The organism is Curtobacterium sp. NPDC086286 (assembly GCF_044746255.1).
Lineage (GTDB): Bacteria > Actinomycetota > Actinomycetes > Actinomycetales > Microbacteriaceae > Curtobacterium.
This window is the reverse complement of the sequence record NZ_JBIVBW010000001.1, coordinates 375,008-391,896: the sequence shown is the minus strand read 5'-3', so window position 1 is coordinate 391,896 and position 16,889 is coordinate 375,008. Positions and strand designations below refer to the sequence as shown.

General features: G+C 72.4%; 16 protein-coding genes. 9 read left to right on the top strand and 7 right to left on the bottom strand.

What is annotated here, in order from left to right; translation table 11 throughout:
• Positions 1-132: 132 nt before the first annotated feature.
• Positions 133-789 carry a histidine phosphatase family protein gene (locus ACIPKM_RS01905; RefSeq protein ID WP_402736056.1) on the bottom strand — a complete coding sequence of 219 codons (657 nt, stop codon included), beginning with the start codon at positions 787-789 and terminating at the stop codon, positions 133-135.
• Positions 790-817: 28 nt separating this feature from the next.
• The gene (gene ykgO / locus ACIPKM_RS01900; RefSeq protein ID WP_022905672.1) at positions 818-940 is read right to left on the bottom strand and encodes a type B 50S ribosomal protein L36; all 123 of its coding nucleotides are present in this window, start codon (positions 938-940) and stop codon (positions 818-820) included.
• A gap of 61 nt (positions 941-1,001) precedes the next feature.
• Between ykgO and ACIPKM_RS01895 the strand changes: the two genes are divergently transcribed.
• Positions 1,002-2,024, top strand: coding sequence for a GTP-binding protein (locus ACIPKM_RS01895; RefSeq protein ID WP_402736055.1), 1,023 nt, complete (start codon positions 1,002-1,004; stop codon positions 2,022-2,024).
• Positions 2,025-2,202: 178 nt separating this feature from the next.
• Here the strand turns inward: ACIPKM_RS01895 and ACIPKM_RS01890 are convergent, their stop codons facing one another.
• Positions 2,203-3,723, bottom strand: coding sequence for an MFS transporter (locus ACIPKM_RS01890; protein ID WP_402736054.1), 1,521 nt, complete (start codon positions 3,721-3,723; stop codon positions 2,203-2,205).
• Between the two features lie 189 nt (positions 3,724-3,912).
• Between ACIPKM_RS01890 and ACIPKM_RS01885 the strand changes: the two genes are divergently transcribed.
• Entirely contained in the window at positions 3,913-4,437 is a 525-nt protein-coding gene (locus tag ACIPKM_RS01885; RefSeq protein ID WP_402736053.1) for a DinB family protein, read from the top strand.
• A gap of 72 nt (positions 4,438-4,509) precedes the next feature.
• Here ACIPKM_RS01885 and ACIPKM_RS01880 read toward each other — a convergent pair whose 3' ends face one another.
• Both ACIPKM_RS01880 and ACIPKM_RS01875 read right to left on the bottom strand, forming a co-directional pair.
• Positions 4,510-5,472 carry a sugar-binding transcriptional regulator gene (locus tag ACIPKM_RS01880; RefSeq protein ID WP_402716538.1) on the bottom strand — a complete coding sequence of 321 codons (963 nt, stop codon included), beginning with the start codon at positions 5,470-5,472 and terminating at the stop codon, positions 4,510-4,512.
• 25 nt (positions 5,473-5,497) lie between these two features.
• Positions 5,498-6,304 (bottom strand): GolD/DthD family dehydrogenase, encoded by an 807-nt coding sequence (locus ACIPKM_RS01875; protein WP_402736052.1) that lies wholly within the window; start codon positions 6,302-6,304, stop codon positions 5,498-5,500.
• Positions 6,305-6,409: 105 nt separating this feature from the next.
• Between ACIPKM_RS01875 and ACIPKM_RS01870 the strand changes: the two genes are divergently transcribed.
• From ACIPKM_RS01870 to ACIPKM_RS01855, 4 genes are all read left to right on the top strand, one after another.
• Complete coding sequence (locus ACIPKM_RS01870) at positions 6,410-7,546, top strand: zinc-binding dehydrogenase (RefSeq protein ID WP_071295623.1); 1,137 nt, start codon at positions 6,410-6,412, stop codon at positions 7,544-7,546.
• A 28-nt stretch (positions 7,547-7,574) separates the two neighbouring features.
• Complete coding sequence (locus ACIPKM_RS01865) at positions 7,575-8,888, top strand: MFS transporter (protein WP_217637371.1); 1,314 nt, start codon at positions 7,575-7,577, stop codon at positions 8,886-8,888.
• Between the two features lie 71 nt (positions 8,889-8,959).
• Positions 8,960-10,702 carry a dihydroxyacetone kinase family protein gene (locus tag ACIPKM_RS01860; protein ID WP_402736051.1) on the top strand — a complete coding sequence of 581 codons (1,743 nt, stop codon included), beginning with the start codon at positions 8,960-8,962 and terminating at the stop codon, positions 10,700-10,702.
• The gene (locus ACIPKM_RS01855; RefSeq protein ID WP_402736050.1) at positions 10,699-11,187 is read left to right on the top strand and encodes a ribose-5-phosphate isomerase; all 489 of its coding nucleotides are present in this window, start codon (positions 10,699-10,701) and stop codon (positions 11,185-11,187) included. The genes ACIPKM_RS01860 and ACIPKM_RS01855 overlap by 4 nt, the downstream gene beginning before the upstream one ends.
• A gap of 131 nt (positions 11,188-11,318) precedes the next feature.
• Here the strand turns inward: ACIPKM_RS01855 and ACIPKM_RS01850 are convergent, their stop codons facing one another.
• Positions 11,319-12,788 (bottom strand): FGGY-family carbohydrate kinase, encoded by a 1,470-nt coding sequence (locus ACIPKM_RS01850; RefSeq protein WP_402736049.1) that lies wholly within the window; start codon positions 12,786-12,788, stop codon positions 11,319-11,321.
• Positions 12,789-12,910: 122 nt separating this feature from the next.
• Here ACIPKM_RS01850 and ACIPKM_RS01845 point away from each other — a divergent pair, with 122 nt between their 5' ends.
• From ACIPKM_RS01845 to ACIPKM_RS01835, 3 genes are read left to right on the top strand one after another with little or no spacing between them, the layout of a single operon-like run.
• The gene (locus tag ACIPKM_RS01845; protein WP_402736048.1) at positions 12,911-13,981 is read left to right on the top strand and encodes an outer membrane lipoprotein carrier protein LolA; all 1,071 of its coding nucleotides are present in this window, start codon (positions 12,911-12,913) and stop codon (positions 13,979-13,981) included.
• Positions 13,978-14,928: an ABC transporter ATP-binding protein gene (locus ACIPKM_RS01840; protein ID WP_071295618.1), complete on the top strand. Its 951-nt coding sequence runs from the start codon at positions 13,978-13,980 to the stop codon at positions 14,926-14,928. Before ACIPKM_RS01845 ends, ACIPKM_RS01840 begins: the two co-directional genes overlap by 4 nt.
• Positions 14,915-15,805, top strand: a complete 891-nt coding sequence (locus ACIPKM_RS01835) for an ABC transporter permease (RefSeq protein WP_309886295.1) — start codon at positions 14,915-14,917, stop codon at positions 15,803-15,805. The genes ACIPKM_RS01840 and ACIPKM_RS01835 overlap by 14 nt, the downstream gene beginning before the upstream one ends.
• Here ACIPKM_RS01835 and ACIPKM_RS01830 read toward each other — a convergent pair.
• Positions 15,802-16,863 (bottom strand): NADP-dependent oxidoreductase, encoded by a 1,062-nt coding sequence (locus ACIPKM_RS01830; RefSeq protein ID WP_402736047.1) that lies wholly within the window; start codon positions 16,861-16,863, stop codon positions 15,802-15,804. The genes ACIPKM_RS01835 and ACIPKM_RS01830 overlap by 4 nt on opposite strands.
• Positions 16,864-16,889 lie beyond the last annotated feature (26 nt).

Sequence of the window (16,889 nt, the reverse complement as noted above, 5' to 3'; positions counted from 1 at the left end):
CCCGGCCGCCCGGGGGGGGGCCGCGCCGCCGCGGGGGGGGCCGCGGGGGGGGCCCGCGCCCCCCCCCCCCCGGGCGGCCGGGGCGGCGGGGGCCCCGGGGCCCCCCCGCCTCCCGTCTGTCTGCTGGTCGTGTCAGAACCGCTCGCCGGTCGGGTCCTGCGCCGTCCGGTCGATGAGCTGCTCGCCGCCGACGGGCTCGCCCTCCCAGTCGACGAGGCGCCAGCCGTCGTCGAACGACCCCTCGAGCTCGACGATCCCGGTGTTCTCGAGGTGGCGCTTCGTGCCGAAGTGGTCCGGCGTGTTGTCGGCCGCGGCACTCGCCCACGTCCGGATGGCCGCTCCGTGGCTGACCGCGGCCGCCACGTCGACGCCGGTCTCGAGGATCTGCCGGACCGCGTCGTCGTAGCGCGCGAAGAACTCGGTCCCGCTCTCGGCACCGGGCATCCGGGTGGTGCGGTCCCCGAGCGACCAGCCGTGCACGGTCGAGATGTACGCCTGCACGGACACCTGGTCGCGCTTGCCCTGGGTGTCGCCGGCCTCGATCTCGCGGAGGCCCGGCAGCACCACCGGCTCGAGGCCGAGCGACGTCGCGAGGGGCGCCGCGGTGATCTGCGTGCGGACCATCGTCGAGACGAACAGCCGCTCGATCCCCCGGTCGGCGAGGGCTGCCGGCAGGGCGTCGGCCTGCTGCTGCCCGAGTTCGGTCAGGCCCGGTCCGGGGACGACGGCGTCGAGCACGCCGTTCACGTTCGCTGGGGTCTGGCCGTGGCGGATGAGCAGCAGTCGCATGGAGCCACCCTACGGAACGCCGGTGACGTCACCCCTGCCGGGTGTTCCACCGGGGGTTCTGCTTGTTGATGACGTAGACACGGCCGCGGCGGCGGACCACCTGCGACCCCGGGATCTTCTTGAGCGCCTTGAGCGAGTTGCGGACCTTCACGAGCGACCTCCTGCGTCGGTGTCCTCATTGTTGAGAACGATGATCATGTACATTAGCCGACATGCGTCCCGCCGCCATCACCCTCGTCTCCGCCCTGCACGACGTCGACGCCGACCGCGTGGCCGTCCGGCTCACGACCGGTCACCGGATGCACGCGCCCGCGAACGCCGTCGCCGCGGTCCGAGCCGTCGCCGACCGCGCCGAGCACCTCGACCGGGTCTGCGGGCCGGATGCCGACCACGGACTCGTCGTCACGCTCCCGCCGGGTGCCGACACCCGGGCGGTGGGGATGATGCTCGCCAACGCCGCGCGCGCGGAGACCGGCGACGACCGGGTGCTCCGCCACGTGGTGAGCGTGCTGCGCGCTGACGACGCGGCGCACCTGCTCTGGTCCGAGGTCGACGACGCGTTCGTCGCGGCCGACCGCGTGGCGTCGCTCGTCGAGTACGCCACGGTGATCGTTCTCGACCGGGTCGGCCCGGTGCCGCTGGAGCGCCGCCGCGGTCTGCTCGCGCTGCTCCACCGCTTGGCCCCCCAGGCGGTCGTCGTGGCGCTCTCGTCGATCCGGAGCGCGGCCGACCTGCCCGCGTCGAACGGCGGAGCGGCACGGGTCCTCGCCCAGGGAGCGGGATGGATGCGCGCACTCTCGGGCTCGGTCGGACGGGACCCGCGGGACGGCCTGGTCGCGCTGCGCTACCGGGAGCCGCTCCCCTTCCACCCCGGCCGCCTGGCGTCGGTGATCGAGCGGGAGCTGGCCGCGGGGCGGAACGGCCGGGTGCTGCGGTCCCGGGGGTTCTTCCGGCTCGCCTCCCGGCCGGACCACGTCGGGTCGTGGTCGAGCCTCGGGGCGATGCTGGCGCTCGACCCGACCGCGAACCCGTCGTGGGACGCGGACGCGCCGATCGGGCAGGCGCTCTGGTTCGTCGGCGAGCGGTTGGACGTGCCGGCGATCGAGCGGGCGCTGGACGGGGCGCTCCTCACGTCGGACGAGCTGCTCGCGGGGCCGGAGGTGTGGCGCACGTGGGCCGACCCGTTCCCGGTGTGGCCGGCGCTCGACCCGTCGGAGGAGCGCCGGCACGAGTGACGCCCGCGGCGGGTGCGGGTGCGCGCTCGGTCAGTGCGCGCGCATCATCCGACGAGACACACGTCGATCGACTGGTGGAACGTCGCACCATGCGCACAGACGCACGCACGCACGGGAGGCGCGGCGCGGGTCGGACCCGCACCGCGCCTCCCGTCCGTGGTCGCGTCAGCAGGCCACGTCAGCGCACCGCGCTCATCTCCCGCTCGCGCGCACGGCGGGCAGCGTCCTCGGCGGCGAACGGCAGGTCCCCCAGGTCGAGGTTCGGGTTCGTGTCCTGCGTGAGGACGAGCTCGCGAGCTTCCTCGGCGGTCTCCACCGCCGGCATCGACCCCGGCAGCGGGCGCCGCGAGGACTCCTTCATGCAGAACACCCCGATCGCCCCGACGACGCTCATCGCCATCAGGAAGTACGCCGGCGCGAGCTCGTCGCCCGTCGCCGTGAGCAGGGCCTGCACGATGAGGGGCGTGGTCCCGCCGAACACCGCGATCGCGATGTTGTAGGCGAACCCCATGCCGCCGTACCGGGTCGACGTCGGGAACAGCGCCGGCAGCGAGGCCGCCTGGTTCGAGACCCACAGCGCCGTCATGAGCGCGAGGAGCCCGAGCCCGGCGAGCGTCGACCACTGCGCGCCGTGCCCGATCAGCAGGAACGCCGGGACGACGAGCACGACGGTGGTCGCGGCACCGATCCACATCACGACACGACGACCGAGCTTGTCGGACCGCTTGCCCGTGAGCGGGAGCATCACCGCGAGCAGCACGAGCACCGGGATGGTGAGCAGCGTGCCGTCGAGCGCCGAGTAGCCGAGCGAGTCGGTGAGGTACGTCGGCATGTACGAGGTCAGCGCGTACCCGACGGTGTTCGACGCGGCGACGAGCATCACGGCGATGACGATCGGGCGCCAGTGGTCGCGGACCATGACGAACACGTTCGCCGGGCGCTCCCCGGACAGCGAGGCACGGGTCTCGGACGCGGCCTCCTGCGCGGCCTGGGTGGCCTGGAACACCGGCGACTCCTCGATGCGCAGGCGGAAGTAGATCGCGACGACGCCGATCACCCCGGCGGCGAGGAACGGGAAGCGCCAGCCGTAGGCGGTCATCGCCTCCTCACCCAGGGTGAGCTGCAGCACCGAGACGACGGTGGCCCCGAGCGCGAAGCCCAGGTAGCTGCCGAAGTCGAGGATGCTGGCGAAGAAGCCGCGGCGGCGGTCCGGCGCGTACTCGGTCACGAACGTCGTCGCGCCGGCGTACTCACCGCCGGTCGAGAAGCCCTGCGCGAGCTTGAGCACGACGAGGACGATCGGCGCGAACACGCCGATCGTGGCGTAGGCGGGCAGCGCCCCGATGAGGAACGTGGACGCCGCCATCATGATGAGCGTCGTCGCGAGGACCTTCTGCCGCCCGATGCGGTCGCCGAGACGACCGAACACGATGCCGCCGAGCGGCCGGGCGATGTACGTCGCCGCGAAGACACCGAGGCTGAACAGGATCTGGACCGAGGGTTCGGCCGTGGGGAGGAAGACCTTCCCCATCGTGACGGCCAGGTAGCCGTAGACGCCGACGTCGTACCACTCCATGGTGTTGCCGACGACCATGCCGCTCACGGCACGGCGCATCATGCTCTTGTCGACCACGGTGACGTCGCTCTCGCGCAGGCGTCGGTGCGGTCGGGTGGGGGTACTGCTGGGATCGGAGCCCATGCATCTCTCCTCGAGGATCGGCGGGCCGACGGGTACCGGCCCGGGAACAGCGGACGACGTTACCGAGCAACCGAAATGTCATTGGCCGGTGATTCACAGGAACCGGCGTGTCACCCGAACGGGGGTCAGCGCCGATCGCCTCGGGCACGCGGATCGGGACGGACGGTAACGAGCACATAACATCCACTCATGGCGATCGAACCCGAGACGAAGAACTGGACGTGGGTCATCGAGTCCGCGTGCCCCGAGTGCGGCTACGACGGCAGTGCGGTCACGATCCGCGACGTCCCGGGGATCATCGACGCGAACACCTCGGCGTGGTCGGCGGTCCTCGACCGTGCGGACGTGCGCGACCGCCCCGACGACCACACCTGGTCGCCGCTCGAGTACGCCGCGCACGTGCGTGACGTCCACCGGAAGATGGCGGAGCGGTTGGCGCTCATGCTCACCGAGGACGCCCCGACCTTCCCGAACTGGGACCAGGACGCCACGGCCGTCGAGGACCGCTACGGCGAGCAGGACCCCGCCACCGTCGTGCGGGAGCTCGGCGAGGCGGCGCACCGTGCTGCCCGGGCCTTCGACGACGTGCGGGAGGACCAGCTGGGACGCACCGGCCTCCGGTCGGACGGCAGCGCGTTCACCGTCGCCACGCTCGCCACCTACTACGCGCACGACCCGGTGCACCACCTGTGGGACGTGCGGCGCACGCAGTAGACGCACCGCCTGACGGCCTGGAGGCGCGGTGCGGGCCCGCACCGCGCCTCCGGGCCCACAGGTGGGGACCGCTCAGGCGAGCGCGTCCAGCAGGGCGCGCGCCGTGGCCGCGTCGGTGACCAGCTCGTTGACGAGACGCCCGCGGACGGCCCCGACGATGCTCGACACCTTCGCGGCTCCGACCGCGACGCCGATCGCGTGCGGGACGGCGGAGAGGACCTCGCGGGAGGTGCGCACCATCCGGTCGCTGCCCGGGAACTCGATCGCCGAGCCGTCCGCGGCGTAGAAGTTGAGGCAGACGTCACCCGCCGCCTGGTCGAAGACGGCGTCCTCGACCGGGACGCCCCGCGCGAGTGCGTCGCGGGTCGGGGTCGGCGCGCCGATGCCGAGGATGGCACCCTTCGCCCGACCCCACAGGCCGACGACGTGCTGGAACGCGGGGTCCTCGTCGAGCGAGGACCGCATCGCCGGTGACGGCAGGGCCTGCGCGAACAGGAACGCCGGGATCGCGCCGGAGTGCTCGGCGGCGGCGCGGGTGATCTCGTTCGTCTGGAACCACGGCATCGGGTCGGCCTGCCCGCCGACCGTCGGGACGAGCTGCACGCCGGGCAACTGCGGCATGCCGGCGTGCGCGACGTCGTACACCGTCCGACCCGACGACATGAGCACGGCGTCACCCGGCACGAGGCTCATCCCCTCGACCGCGGCGGCGAGCGGGGCGGCGAGGTCGGCGCCGAGCGTGGCGGTGTGCGTCACGGCGGCGAGGTGCACGGCACGGAGTCCGAGCACCACCTGCAGCCGCTCGGCGAGCGCGACGGTCTCGTCCTGGAACGGGTCGACGACCTCGATCCGGACCAGGCCGGCCTTCCGCGCCTCGGCGACGAGCCGGCTGACCGTCGGACGGGACACCCCGAGGCGCGAGGCGATCTCGACCTGGGTGGCGTCCTCGAGGTAGTACATCCGCGCGGCCTGGTAGACGGTGTCGAGCGGGAAGCGGGTCCGGGCACCCTCGGCGGCGGGGTTCTCGGCGGACATGGGGCGATCGTAGCCCTGGCACGCGTCAGCGGATCGTGAACCCGCCGTCCACGCGGAGGTCGGCACCGTTCACCATGGCGCTCGACTCCCCGGCGAGGAACAGGACGGCGGCGGCGATCTCGTCGGGTGTCGCGAACCGTCCGGTGGGGATCTCGTCCTGGTGGCGCAGGCCCTTCTCGTTCGCCCACGCCCCGCGGCCGAGGTCGGTCAGCACGACGGTCGGCGACACGGTGTTGACGGTGACGCCGCGTCCGCCCCACTCGAGCGCGAGCACGCGGGTGAGCCCGATGACGCCGGCCTTCGACGCGCAGTACGCCGCGTGGCCGTCGATGCCGACGTGCGATGCCTGCGAGGCGATGTTCACGATCCGACCGTACCCGGCGGCGAGCATGTGCCGCCCGACGGCCTGGGCGACCCGGTAGGTGCCGGTGAGGTTGACGTCGATGGTCGTGGCCCAGGCGCCGGGCTCGAGGTCCTCGGCGGGGGCGAGCAGCGCGACGCCGGCACAGTTCACGAGGACGTCGATCCGGCCGGCGGCACCGGTGACGGCGGCGACCGCGCGGGCCACCGACGTCTCGTCCGCGACGTCGCAGCCGAGGCCGAGGTGGACCGGTTCGCCGGCGGTCGGCAGCGCTGCCGCGGCGGCTGCTGCGCCGTCCGCCCGCACGTCGACGATGGCGACCCGGGCGCCGCGGGACGCGAGGGCAACGGCGATCGCGTTGCCGATGCCGGACGCCCCGCCCGTGACCACCGCCGTGCGGCCGCTGAAGTCGTTCGTCAGGTCGATCGTGTCCGGGCCCGGTCGGAGGGCTGCGGCGAAGTCGGTGGTCATGTTCGCTCCCTTGCGTTGCGCCGACCGTACCAGAAATTGTGTTCTGGACAAACGTTCCGCGAGGTGTACAGTCGTCGCCGAAGCACCCCGACGAAGGAGCAGCTCATGTCGACGACGACCGAGAACGCGACCACCACGGCCGCGACGCCCACCGAGATCCCGACCACGATGCGCGCCGTCGTGGTCCACGGTCCCGAGGACTACCGCCTCGAGACCCGCCCCGTGCCGACCCCCGGACCCGGCGAACTCCTGCTCCGCACCGACGCCGTCGGCATCTGCGCGAGCGACCTGAAGTGCTACCACGGCGCCGCGAAGTTCTGGGGCGACGAGAACCGCCCCGCCTGGGCTGAGAAGGACCGGATCCCCGGACACGAGTTCGTCGGCACGATCGTCGCCGGTGACGACGCGGCCCTCACCAAGCGCGGGGTGTCCGTGGGTGACCGGATCGCCTGCGAGCAGATCGTGCCGTGCTGGGAGTGCCGCTACTGCCTCGAGGGCGCGTACTGGATGTGCAACGTGCACGACATGTTCGGCTTCAAGGGATACGACGGCGCGATGGCCGAGTACGTCCTGGTGCCGGCGAAGGCCCTGACCCACCCGGTGTCGAGCGCCCTCCCCGGGCAGGTCGCCGCCTTCGCCGAGCCGCTCTCGTGCGCGTTCCACGCCGTCGAGCGGGGCGACATCAAGTTCGGCGACACCGTGGTGATCGCCGGTGCCGGGCCGATCGGGCTCTCCGCGATCGCCGGTGCCCGCCAGAAGAACCCGCTGCGGATCATCGCGCTCGACGTCGTCGAGGACAAGCTCGAACTCGCCCGCAAGGTCGGTGCCGACATCACGATCAACATCGCCCAGGACGACGCGGTCGCCCGGGTCAAGGAACTCACCGACGGGTACGGCGCCGACGTCTACATCGAGGCGACCGGGCACCCGTCCGCGGTCCCGCAGGGCCTCAACCTGCTCCGCAAGCTCGGCACGTTCGTCGAGTACTCGGTCTTCAAGGACAACGTGTCCGTCGACTGGTCGATCATCTCGGACGACAAGGAGCTCGACGTCCGCGGTGCCCACCTCGGCCCGCACACCTGGCCGGCGGCGATCAAGCTGCTCGAGGCCGAGACCCTGCCGATGTCGGAGATCTGCACGCACCAGTTCCCGCTCGAGCGCTTCCAGGAGGCCCTCGACCTCGTCGGCGACTCCGCGGGCGCGAGCGTCAAGGTCTCGATCATCCCGTCCCTGCAGGCCTGAGCCGCAGCCACCACAGGAGTCAGCAAGCATGTCAACGACGACACAGCGCGCCACCGGTGCGCCGACGATGCCCCGCACCGAGGGCCGGCTCGACAAGATGGGCATCCCCCGCCCGCTCGCCCTCGGCTTCCTCGCCGTCCTGGTCTTCATGACCGGCAACGGCGTCGAGTCGAACTTCATCACGCCGCACATGGTCGCGGTCCTCGGCTCCCCCGAGGCCACGGTCGCGACGATCGTCACGTTCTACAGCCTCGCCGCCCTGGTGGGGAGCTACGTCTCCGGCGCACTCGCCGACCTGATCGGTCCGCGACGGGTGATGATCCTCGGGTTCGCCGTCTGGGTCGTGTTCGAGGTCCTGTTCCTCATCGCCCTCGGGCTCGGCAGCGTGCCGTTCGCCGCCGTCGCCTACGCCATCCGCGGCTTCGGGTACCCGCTGTTCGCCTTCGCGTTCCTGGTCTGGGTGAACATCACGACGCCCGTGGAGCGCAACGGCTCGGCCGTCGGCTGGTTCTACGTCGCCTTCACCGGCGGTCTGCCCACGCTCGGCTCGCTCTTCGCGATCGGCGCCATCCCGGTGTTCGGCGGCGGCACGGTCGGTGAGACCGGCGCGATGATCGCCTCGATCGGCCTCGTCGTGATCGGGTTCCTCATCCTGCTGTTCGGGGTGCGCCTGCCGAACGGGTTCTCCCGCATCGCGCCGGAGGGCGAGAGCGCCTGGCGCGTGCTGACGAGCGGCATCCGCCTGACGGCCACGCGACCGAAGATCCTGATGGGCTTCCTCGTCCGTCTGATCAACACCGCGCCGGAGTTCGGCATGTTCGTCATCCTCCCGGCCGTGATCGCGAACGAGCGCGGCTGGGGCCAGAGCCGGTGGCTGCTCATGACGGTGTGCGTCTACGCGACGAACATCCTCGTGAACGCCCTGTTCGGCTGGGTCGGCGACAAGATCGGCTGGCAGCGCACCGTCAAGTGGTTCGGCATCGTCGGGTCCGCGCTCGGGCTCATCGCCTGGTGGTACGTCCCGCAGCTCGTCCCCGCCGGGTCCGACTGGGGCTACGTGCTCTCCGTCGTCGCCGGCTGCGTGTTCGGCTGCCTGCTCGCGGGCTTCGTCCCGATGGGCGCGATCATGCCGGCGCTCGCCCCCGAGCACAAGGGTGCCGCGATGGCGATGTACACCACCGCCGCCGGCGGAGCCGCGTTCCTCGGCACGGGCGTCGTCGCCGCGGTGCTCGCCCTGGGCGGTGGCGGCCAGGCCGTGACCTGGACGTTCGTCGGCCTGTACGCCTGCGCGTTCGTGATGATCCACTTCCTCAAGGTCCCGCAGGGAGACCGAGGACACTGAACCCCGGGCGACGGCGGCCGTCCCGCCGTCGCCCGGTGCACCACCCCCACTCGATGCGAAGGACAAGCACCATGACCACGATCCACGACGACCCGGAGGAGTTCGCCGAGGACCAGCTCGCGGGCTGGCTCGCTCTCTACGCCGACCGGGTCCGCGGCGTCCACGGCGGCGTCGTCGCCCTGCCGACGGAGGGCGCCGAGCCGCAGGTCGCGGTCGTCGTCGGCGGCGGTTCCGGCCACTACCCCGCGTTCTGCGGCGTGGTCGGGCCGGGGTTCGCCACCGGGGCCGTCGTCGGCAACATCTTCACCTCGCCGTCCACGGCGCAGGTCTACTCGGTCGCCAAGGCGGCGGACCAGGGGAAGGGCGTCGTGCTGTCGTTCGGCAACTACGCCGGCGACACGATGAACTTCGGGCTCGCGGCCGAGCGGCTGAACGCCGAGGGCATCGACACCCGCATCGTGGTCGTCACCGACGACATCGCCAGCGCCGACGAGGAGTCGAAGCGCCGCGGCATCGCCGGTGACTTCTCGGTCTTCAAGGCCATGGGTGCCGCGGCGGCCGCCGGAGCCGACCTCGACGAGGTCGAGCGCATCGGCACCGTGTCCAACCGGGCGACGCGCACCATCGGCGTCGCGTTCTCCGGCTGCACGATGCCCGGCGCGACCGAGCCGCTGTTCACCGTCCCCGAGGGCCACCTCGGCCTCGGGCTCGGCATCCACGGCGAGCCGGGCATCGAGGACGTCCCGCTCCTCCGTGCGACCGAACTCGCGTCGCTCCTCGTCGAGCGGCTGCTCGCGGACCGCCCGGAGGCCGCCGGCACCCGGGTCGCGCCGATCCTGAACGGTCTCGGCGACACCAAGTACGAGGAGCTCTTCCTGCTCTGGGGCCGTGTGCTCCCGCTCCTGCAGGACGCCGGGATCGAGGTCGTCGAGCCCGAGGTCGGTGAACTCGTCACGAGCCTCGACATGGGCGGCTGCTCGCTCACCCTGCAGTGGCTCGACGACGAGCTCGAGGCGCTGTGGAGGGCCGACGCGTACACGCCCGCGTACCGCAAGGTGGCGGCGCCGGTCGCGGCGCTCGTGCCGGCCGACGCCGTGGACGCAGCCGAGGACGAGGCGACGGTCGTGCCGGACGCGAGTGGCGCCTCCAGGCAGGCCGCGCAGACGGCGCGCGCCGCGATCGAGGCGGTCGACGCGCTCCTGCGGGAGCACGAGGAGGAGCTCGGCCGCATCGACGCGGTCGCCGGGGACGGCGACCACGGACGCGGCATGGTGAAGGGGATCGGTGCGGCCCGCAAGGCGGTCGACCGGGCGGGCCAGGAGGCAGGGGTCGCCTTCGTCCTCGGACGCGCCGGTGACGCGTGGGCCGAGTTCGCGGGCGGCACCTCCGGGGTCCTGTGGGGTGCGGCGCTCGAGGCGTTCGGCCGGTCGCTCCGCGACGACCGCTCCGCCTACGAGGCGTCCGACGTCGTCGAGGCGGCGCAGGCGTTCGCGGACTCGATCGTGCACCTCGGCGGGGCGTCCCGCGGGGACAAGACGCTGCTCGACGCGCTGCTCCCGTTCGTCGACGAGCTGCGGGGCGGCGTCGAGGCTGGAACGCCGCTCACCGAGGCGTGGCAGGCTGCCGCGCAGGTCGCGGTCACGGAAGCCGCTGCGACCGCAGATCTCAAGCCGAAGGTCGGGCGTGCCCGGCCTCTGGCGGAGAAGAGCCTGGGGACACCCGACGCGGGTGCCACCTCGATGGGGATGATCCTCACGCGGGTCGGCGAGGTCCTCGCCACCCGTGCAGCAGACAAGGAAGGGACACACGCATGACGTACCGTCTCGTGGTCGGTTCGGACGACGCAGGGTTCGACTACAAGGAGATCATCAAGGCCGACCTGCTCGCCGATCCGCGGGTGGAGTCCGTGGTGGACGTGGGGGTCGACGCGGACGGGCACACCGCCTACCCGCACGTCGCCGTCGACGCCGCACGGCTCGTCGCGAACGGCGAGGCGGATCGGGCGATCCTGATCTGCGGCACCGGACTCGGCGTCGCGATCAGCGCGAACAAGGTCCCCGGCATCCGGGCCGTCACCGCGCACGACTCGTTCAGCGTCGAGCGCTCGATCCTGTCGAACGACGCCCAGGTCCTCTGCATGGGCCAGCGGGTCGTCGGCGTCGAGGTCGCCCGGCGCATGGCGAAGGAGTGGCTCGGCTACGAGTTCGACCGTTCGTCCGCGAGCGCGTCGAAGGTCGCGGCGATCTGCGAGTACGACGGCAGCGCGCCGGCGGGCGTGGACGCGTCCGCGTCCGCTTAGCGCCGCCGCGCTCCGCGTCGGCCGCCGCGCTCCGCGTGGGCCGCCGCGCTCCGCACAACCAAAGTGGGCCCGAACCGCGTCTTTCCGCGGTTCGGGCCCACTTGCGTTGTGCCGCAGCGACCGGCACCACGTCAGCCGCGCGCCGCCAACCGATGCACGACGGCCTTCGTCGCCTCGTACAGCTCGCGGTAGTCGCGGTAGCCCGGCTCGTACGCCGCCGTCGCCGCGGGATCGGGCTCGATGCGCGCGGCCGGTGGGTTCCACGCCGAGACGTCCACGTCCTCGACGAGCCCGGCCGCGAGGAACGCCGACCCGTAGCACGCACCGATCGTCACGCTCGGGACCGTCTGCGGCAGCCCGGTGACGTCCGAGACGATCGTCGGCCAGAGCCGTCCGAGCAGCCCGCCGCCCGCGCCGACGAGCTCGTGGACCTCGACCCCGGCCTCGCGCAGCACCTCGACGTTGTGCCGCACCGCGTAGGCCGTCGCCTCGAGCGTCGCCCGGTACAGGTCACCGCGGGTGTGCCGCACCGTGAGGCCCGCGATCACCCCGCGTGCGTCCGGGTCCGCGATCGGGGTCCGCTCCCCCGCGAAGTACGGCAGCATCAGCAGGCCGTGCGCACCGATGCCGGCGCAGCGGGCCTCCTCGAGCATCGTCGACCACTCGCCGTCCACGAGCCGCCGCAGCCAGTCGGTGATCGCCCCGGAGGTCGCCATCCCACCGGCGACGCTCGGCTGCCCCGGACGGGTGCCGACGGTGGTCCACATCCCCGGCACCGAGACCGGCTCGTCGGTCGGCGCGATCATGAACATCGTCGTCCCGTACTGCAGGAACATCCGACCGGGTACCGCGGCTCCGACGCTCACGCCCTCGGCCCAGGCGTCGATGGTCCCGGCCGTCACGGGGATGCCGACCGGGAGGCCCGTGGCCGCAGCCGCCGCGGCCGTCACGGTGCCGGCCCGGTCACCCGACCAGACCAGTCGCGGCATGGCGAGCCCCGGCGCGAGCCGTTCGCACCACGCGTCGATCCAGGTGTCCTCGTGCACGTCGTAGAGCGGTGTGCACTGGCTCGCCGAGTGGTGGTCGAGGACGTACTCCCCCGTCAGCAGCTCCACCACGCGTGACGACGGCATCGTGAACCGCGCCGCACGCGCCCACACGTCGGGTTCGTGCCGGGCGACCCAGGCGAGCTTCGCACCGGCCGCCTGCGTGCTGAGGGCGGAGCCGCACCGGGAACGGATCGCCTCCTCGCCGCCGAGCTCTGCCGTCACGGCGGGGAGCATCTCGGCCGTCCGGGTGTCGACGCCGTACAGGATCGCGGGCCGCAGCGGTTCCCCGTCGTCGTCGGTGAGGAGCACGCACGGGCCGATGCCGCTCACGCCGACGGCCTCGACCTCGGCGTCCGGCACCCGCTCGAGCAGCTCACGGGTCAGGGCGGTGAACTCGTCCCACCACACCGCGGCGTCCATCTCGACGAGCCCCTGCTCCGGACGGTCGACCTCGTGTCGTCGTCCGACCTCGGCGATCACCGTGCCGTCGAACCGCGTGAGCAGCGCCTTCGTGCTCGACGTCCCGATGTCCAGACCGAGCACCGCCCGCATGCCGCCTCCTTCGCCGCCACCGACCCGCGTCGGTCGCCCCCGAGTCTACGAACGCCCAGCCCACTGTCGGCGGGCCGACGTACCGTACTGCCGACTCCGAATGCTCCACCGAGGGGAAACCGATGAAGAAGTCAGCCTGGCTGCCCGCCGTCATCGCACCGGTCGTCGTCGCCGGCGCCGTCGCTGTGCCGATGATCGCGAACGCGTCGAGCGACCCGGTCGCGGGGACGAACCCGAGCGCGGCGGACGTCATCGCCAGCATCGCGGGGTCGTCCGACGCGAAGTACTCCGGCAAGCTCGTGCAGACGAGCGACCTCGGCCTGCCGGAGCTCCCGACCGGGTCCGGCGGCTCCTCGCTCGAGGGCGACGCCTCGGACGCGCTCGGCCTCCTCACCTCGTCGCACACGGCCCGCGTCTACGTCGACGGCCCCGACAAGCAGCGCGTCCAGCTGACGCAGCAGCTCGCCGAGCAGGACCTCGTCCGCAACGGCTCCGACGTCTGGACCTGGGACTCGAAGGAGCGCACGGCGACGCACGTCACCCTCCCGAAGGACGCCCGGACGCCGGCGTCCGGCGCCGCGACGCCGTCCGACATCGCGAAGCAGGCGATCGACGCGATCACGCCGAGCACCACGGTGTCGAAGCCGAAGGACGTCCGGGTCGCCGGCCACGACGCCTGGCAGATCACCCTCACGCCGAAGTCGACGGGCACGCTCGTGGGGTCCGTGCGCCTGGCGGTCGACCAGCAGACCGGCCTCCCGCTGCGCGCCACGATCGAGGCGAAGGGCCAGTCCGACCCCGCCGTCGAGGTCGGCTTCACGAGCCTGCAGTACGGCGCGCCGGCCGCACGCCTGTTCGACTTCACGCCGCCCACGGGCGCGACGGTCGAGACGAAGGACCTCTCCGACACGGCAGCCCACGGCACGGGCGACGCGCAGCACCGACACGGACGCACCGGCGGCGAGCCGACGGTCACGGGGACGGGCTGGAGCACCATCGCCGAACTGCCGAAGGGCTCGGTCGACCAGACCGCGCTCGGCGACGACGCCAGTGGACTGCTCGACCAGCTGACCCGTTCGGTCGACGGCGGTCGCGCGGTGCAGACCTCGCTCGTCTCGGTCTACCTCACCGACGACGGCCGGGTCCTCGCGGGCGCGGTCCCGGTGTCGGCGCTGGTCGCCGCAGCCGAGTGAGCACGCCCGACGCAGCCCTCGCGATCCGCACCACCGGACTGGCGAAGGTCTTCCGCAAGCAGCGCGCGGTCGACGGGATCGACCTCGCCGTCCCGCGCGGCGCGGTGTTCGGCTTCCTCGGGCCGAACGGCTCCGGCAAGACGACGACGATCCGCATGCTCCTCGGGCTCTCCAGCGCGACGGGTGGCACGATCGAGGTGCTCGGCGAACCGATGCCGAAGGCCCTCCACGACGTCCTGCCGCGCGTCGGTGCACTCGTCGAGGGTCCGGCGTTCTACCCGTACCTCTCCGGCCGCGCGAACCTGTTCCGGTTCGACGCCGCCGACCCCACCTCCGACCCACGGACCCGCAAGACCCGGGTGGCGAGCGCCCTCGACCGCGTCGGGCTCTCGCACGCGGCCGACAAGAAGGCGCACGCGTACTCGCTCGGCATGAAGCAGCGGCTCGGGCTCGCGAACGCCCTGCTCGCCCCGCGGGACCTCCTCGTGCTCGACGAACCGACGAACGGCCTCGACCCCCAGGGCACGCGCGAGGTCCGCAACCTCATCCGCTCCCTCGCCGACGACGGCACGACCGTGTTCGTCTCGAGCCACCTGCTCGCCGAGATCGAGCAGGTGTGCACGCACGCCGCCGTGATGCGGACCGGCAAGCTCGTCGCGCAGGGGCCGCTCGACGAGCTCCGCGCCGCCGGTGCCCGGACGGTCACGGTCCGGACGCCCGACCTCGGGCAGGCCGGCACCGTGCTGAGCCGTCTCGGCCTGACCCCGCGGCACGAGGGCGGTGCCGACGTCCTCGTGGCCGACCTGCCACCAGAGGTCCTGCCCGAGACCATCACGACCGAGCTCGTCCGCGCCGACGTCCGGGTGCGCGGGCTCACCGTCGGCGGCGGCACCCTCGAGGACCTCTTCGTCGCCCTCACCGGAGAGGGCTTCGATGTCGCAGCCTGACGCCGCCACCGTGCCGACGGACGACCCGCAGTCGCACGACGTCCGCGCCTCCCCACGTCCCCGCCAGCGCCCCTTCGCACTCCTCGGCTCCGAGCTCGCCCTCGTCTTCCGACGCCGCCGCACGTGGGCGATGCTCGGGGCGCTCGCCCTCGTGCCGATCCTCATCGCCGTCGCCGTCCGGCTCACGACCGGCGACGACTCAGGCGGCCCCGCGTTCCTCGGCGACATCACGAACAACGGGTTGTTCGTGGCGTTCACCGCGCTGACCGTGTCGATCCCGCTGTTCCTGCCGCTCACCGTCGGCGTGGTCGCGGGTGACACCGTCGCGGGCGAGGCCAGCCACGGCACCATCCGCTACCTGCTCGTGGCCCCGACCGGCCGCGTGCGGTTCATCCTCGTCAAGTACGCGGGGGCGGTGGCGTTCTGCCTCGCCGCGACGCTCCTCATCGTCCTGGTCGGGGCCGCGATCGGTGCCGTGCTGTTCCCGATCGGACCGGTGACCCTGCTCTCGGGCACGCAGGTCGACGGCTGGTCCTACGCCGGCCGGGCCGTGCTGCTCGCGCTCTACGTGACGTTGTCGATGCTCGGGCTGTCGGCGATCGGGCTGTTCGCCTCGACCCTGACGAGCGTGCCGGTCGGTGCGATGGCCGCGACGGTGGTGCTCGCCGGGGCGTCCCAGGTGCTCGACCAGCTACCGCAGCTCGACTGGTTGCACCCGTACCTGTTCTCGCACCAGTGGCTCGGGTTCGGCGACCTGCTCCGCGACCCGATCGCGTTCGACTCGTTCGGGTCGAACGCCGTGCTCCAGCTCGGCTACGTCGTCGTCTTCGGCGCGCTGGCGTACAGCCGGTTCACCACGAAGGACGTCCTGAGCTAGACGCTCGGGCTCGCCGACCCGCCCGCCATCGTCTCGGAGTCGCTCCCCCGCGCGTCGGCGTACCGGTCGCGCAGGTCCCGGGCCTTCTCCGAGCGGTACCAGTCCATGCGTGCACCGGTCTCGACGGTCTGCATCCCGATCACGACCTTGCCGCGGGACTTCATCTCGGCGAGGTCCTCGTACGCCTCGACGATGTACTCGAACGGGTAGAACCCGGAGATGAGCACCTGCACGCGACGGTCCTGCACGGCCTTCGCCAGGAGGGTCAGGAGCTCCCGGGTCTCCTCGTCCTCGGCCGGCGCCCGCAGGAACCGGATCTCGATGTCGCGCCGCGCCTCGGACGACACGAACCGTCCCGGTGCGACGCCGAGGCGTTCCGCGAGTTCCTCGGCCCGGCTCTCCCCGTGGTTGTCGATGAACGCGGTGACCGGGCGGCCGTCCGCGATCGCACGGATGCGTTCCTCCTCGCCCTCGCCGTACACGACGGGCAGGGTGCCGATCTGCCGGAGGTAGTCGTGGTTGCGCGCGCTGCCGAGCGCGATGACGGTCGCTCCGGCGTCGTGCGCGAGCTGGCACTCGATGTGCCCGACGCCGCCGGCCGCGGCGGTGATGACGACGGTGTCCTCCGGTCCGAGCTTGAGGCTGCGGACGACCGACACCGCGGTGCACCCGGCCAGGTAGAGGCCGCCGGCGACCTCCCAGCCGACGTGCTCCGGCTTCTTGATGACGGCAGCGCGCGGCACGACGAGCCAGGTGGCGTGCGACCCGCCGTTCGGTGCGTGCCCCATCACCTCGTCGCCGACGCGCAGGTCCTTGACCCCGTCGCCGCGTGCCCGGACGATGCCGGCGAAGTCGACGCCCTGACGAGCCGGGAACGTGAGCTCGATGTGGTCCTGGAGCTTGCCCTCCCGCAGGAACCGTTCGATGTGGTTGAGCCCCGCCGCGACGATCTCGACGACGATCTCGCCGGGACCCGCCTCCGGGCGTTCCTGCGGGACGAGCTCGACGACGTCGAAGTCGCCGTACCGGTCGTACTGCACTGCACTGCCGATCCGCATGGGGTGCTCCTTCGCTCCAGGTGTGC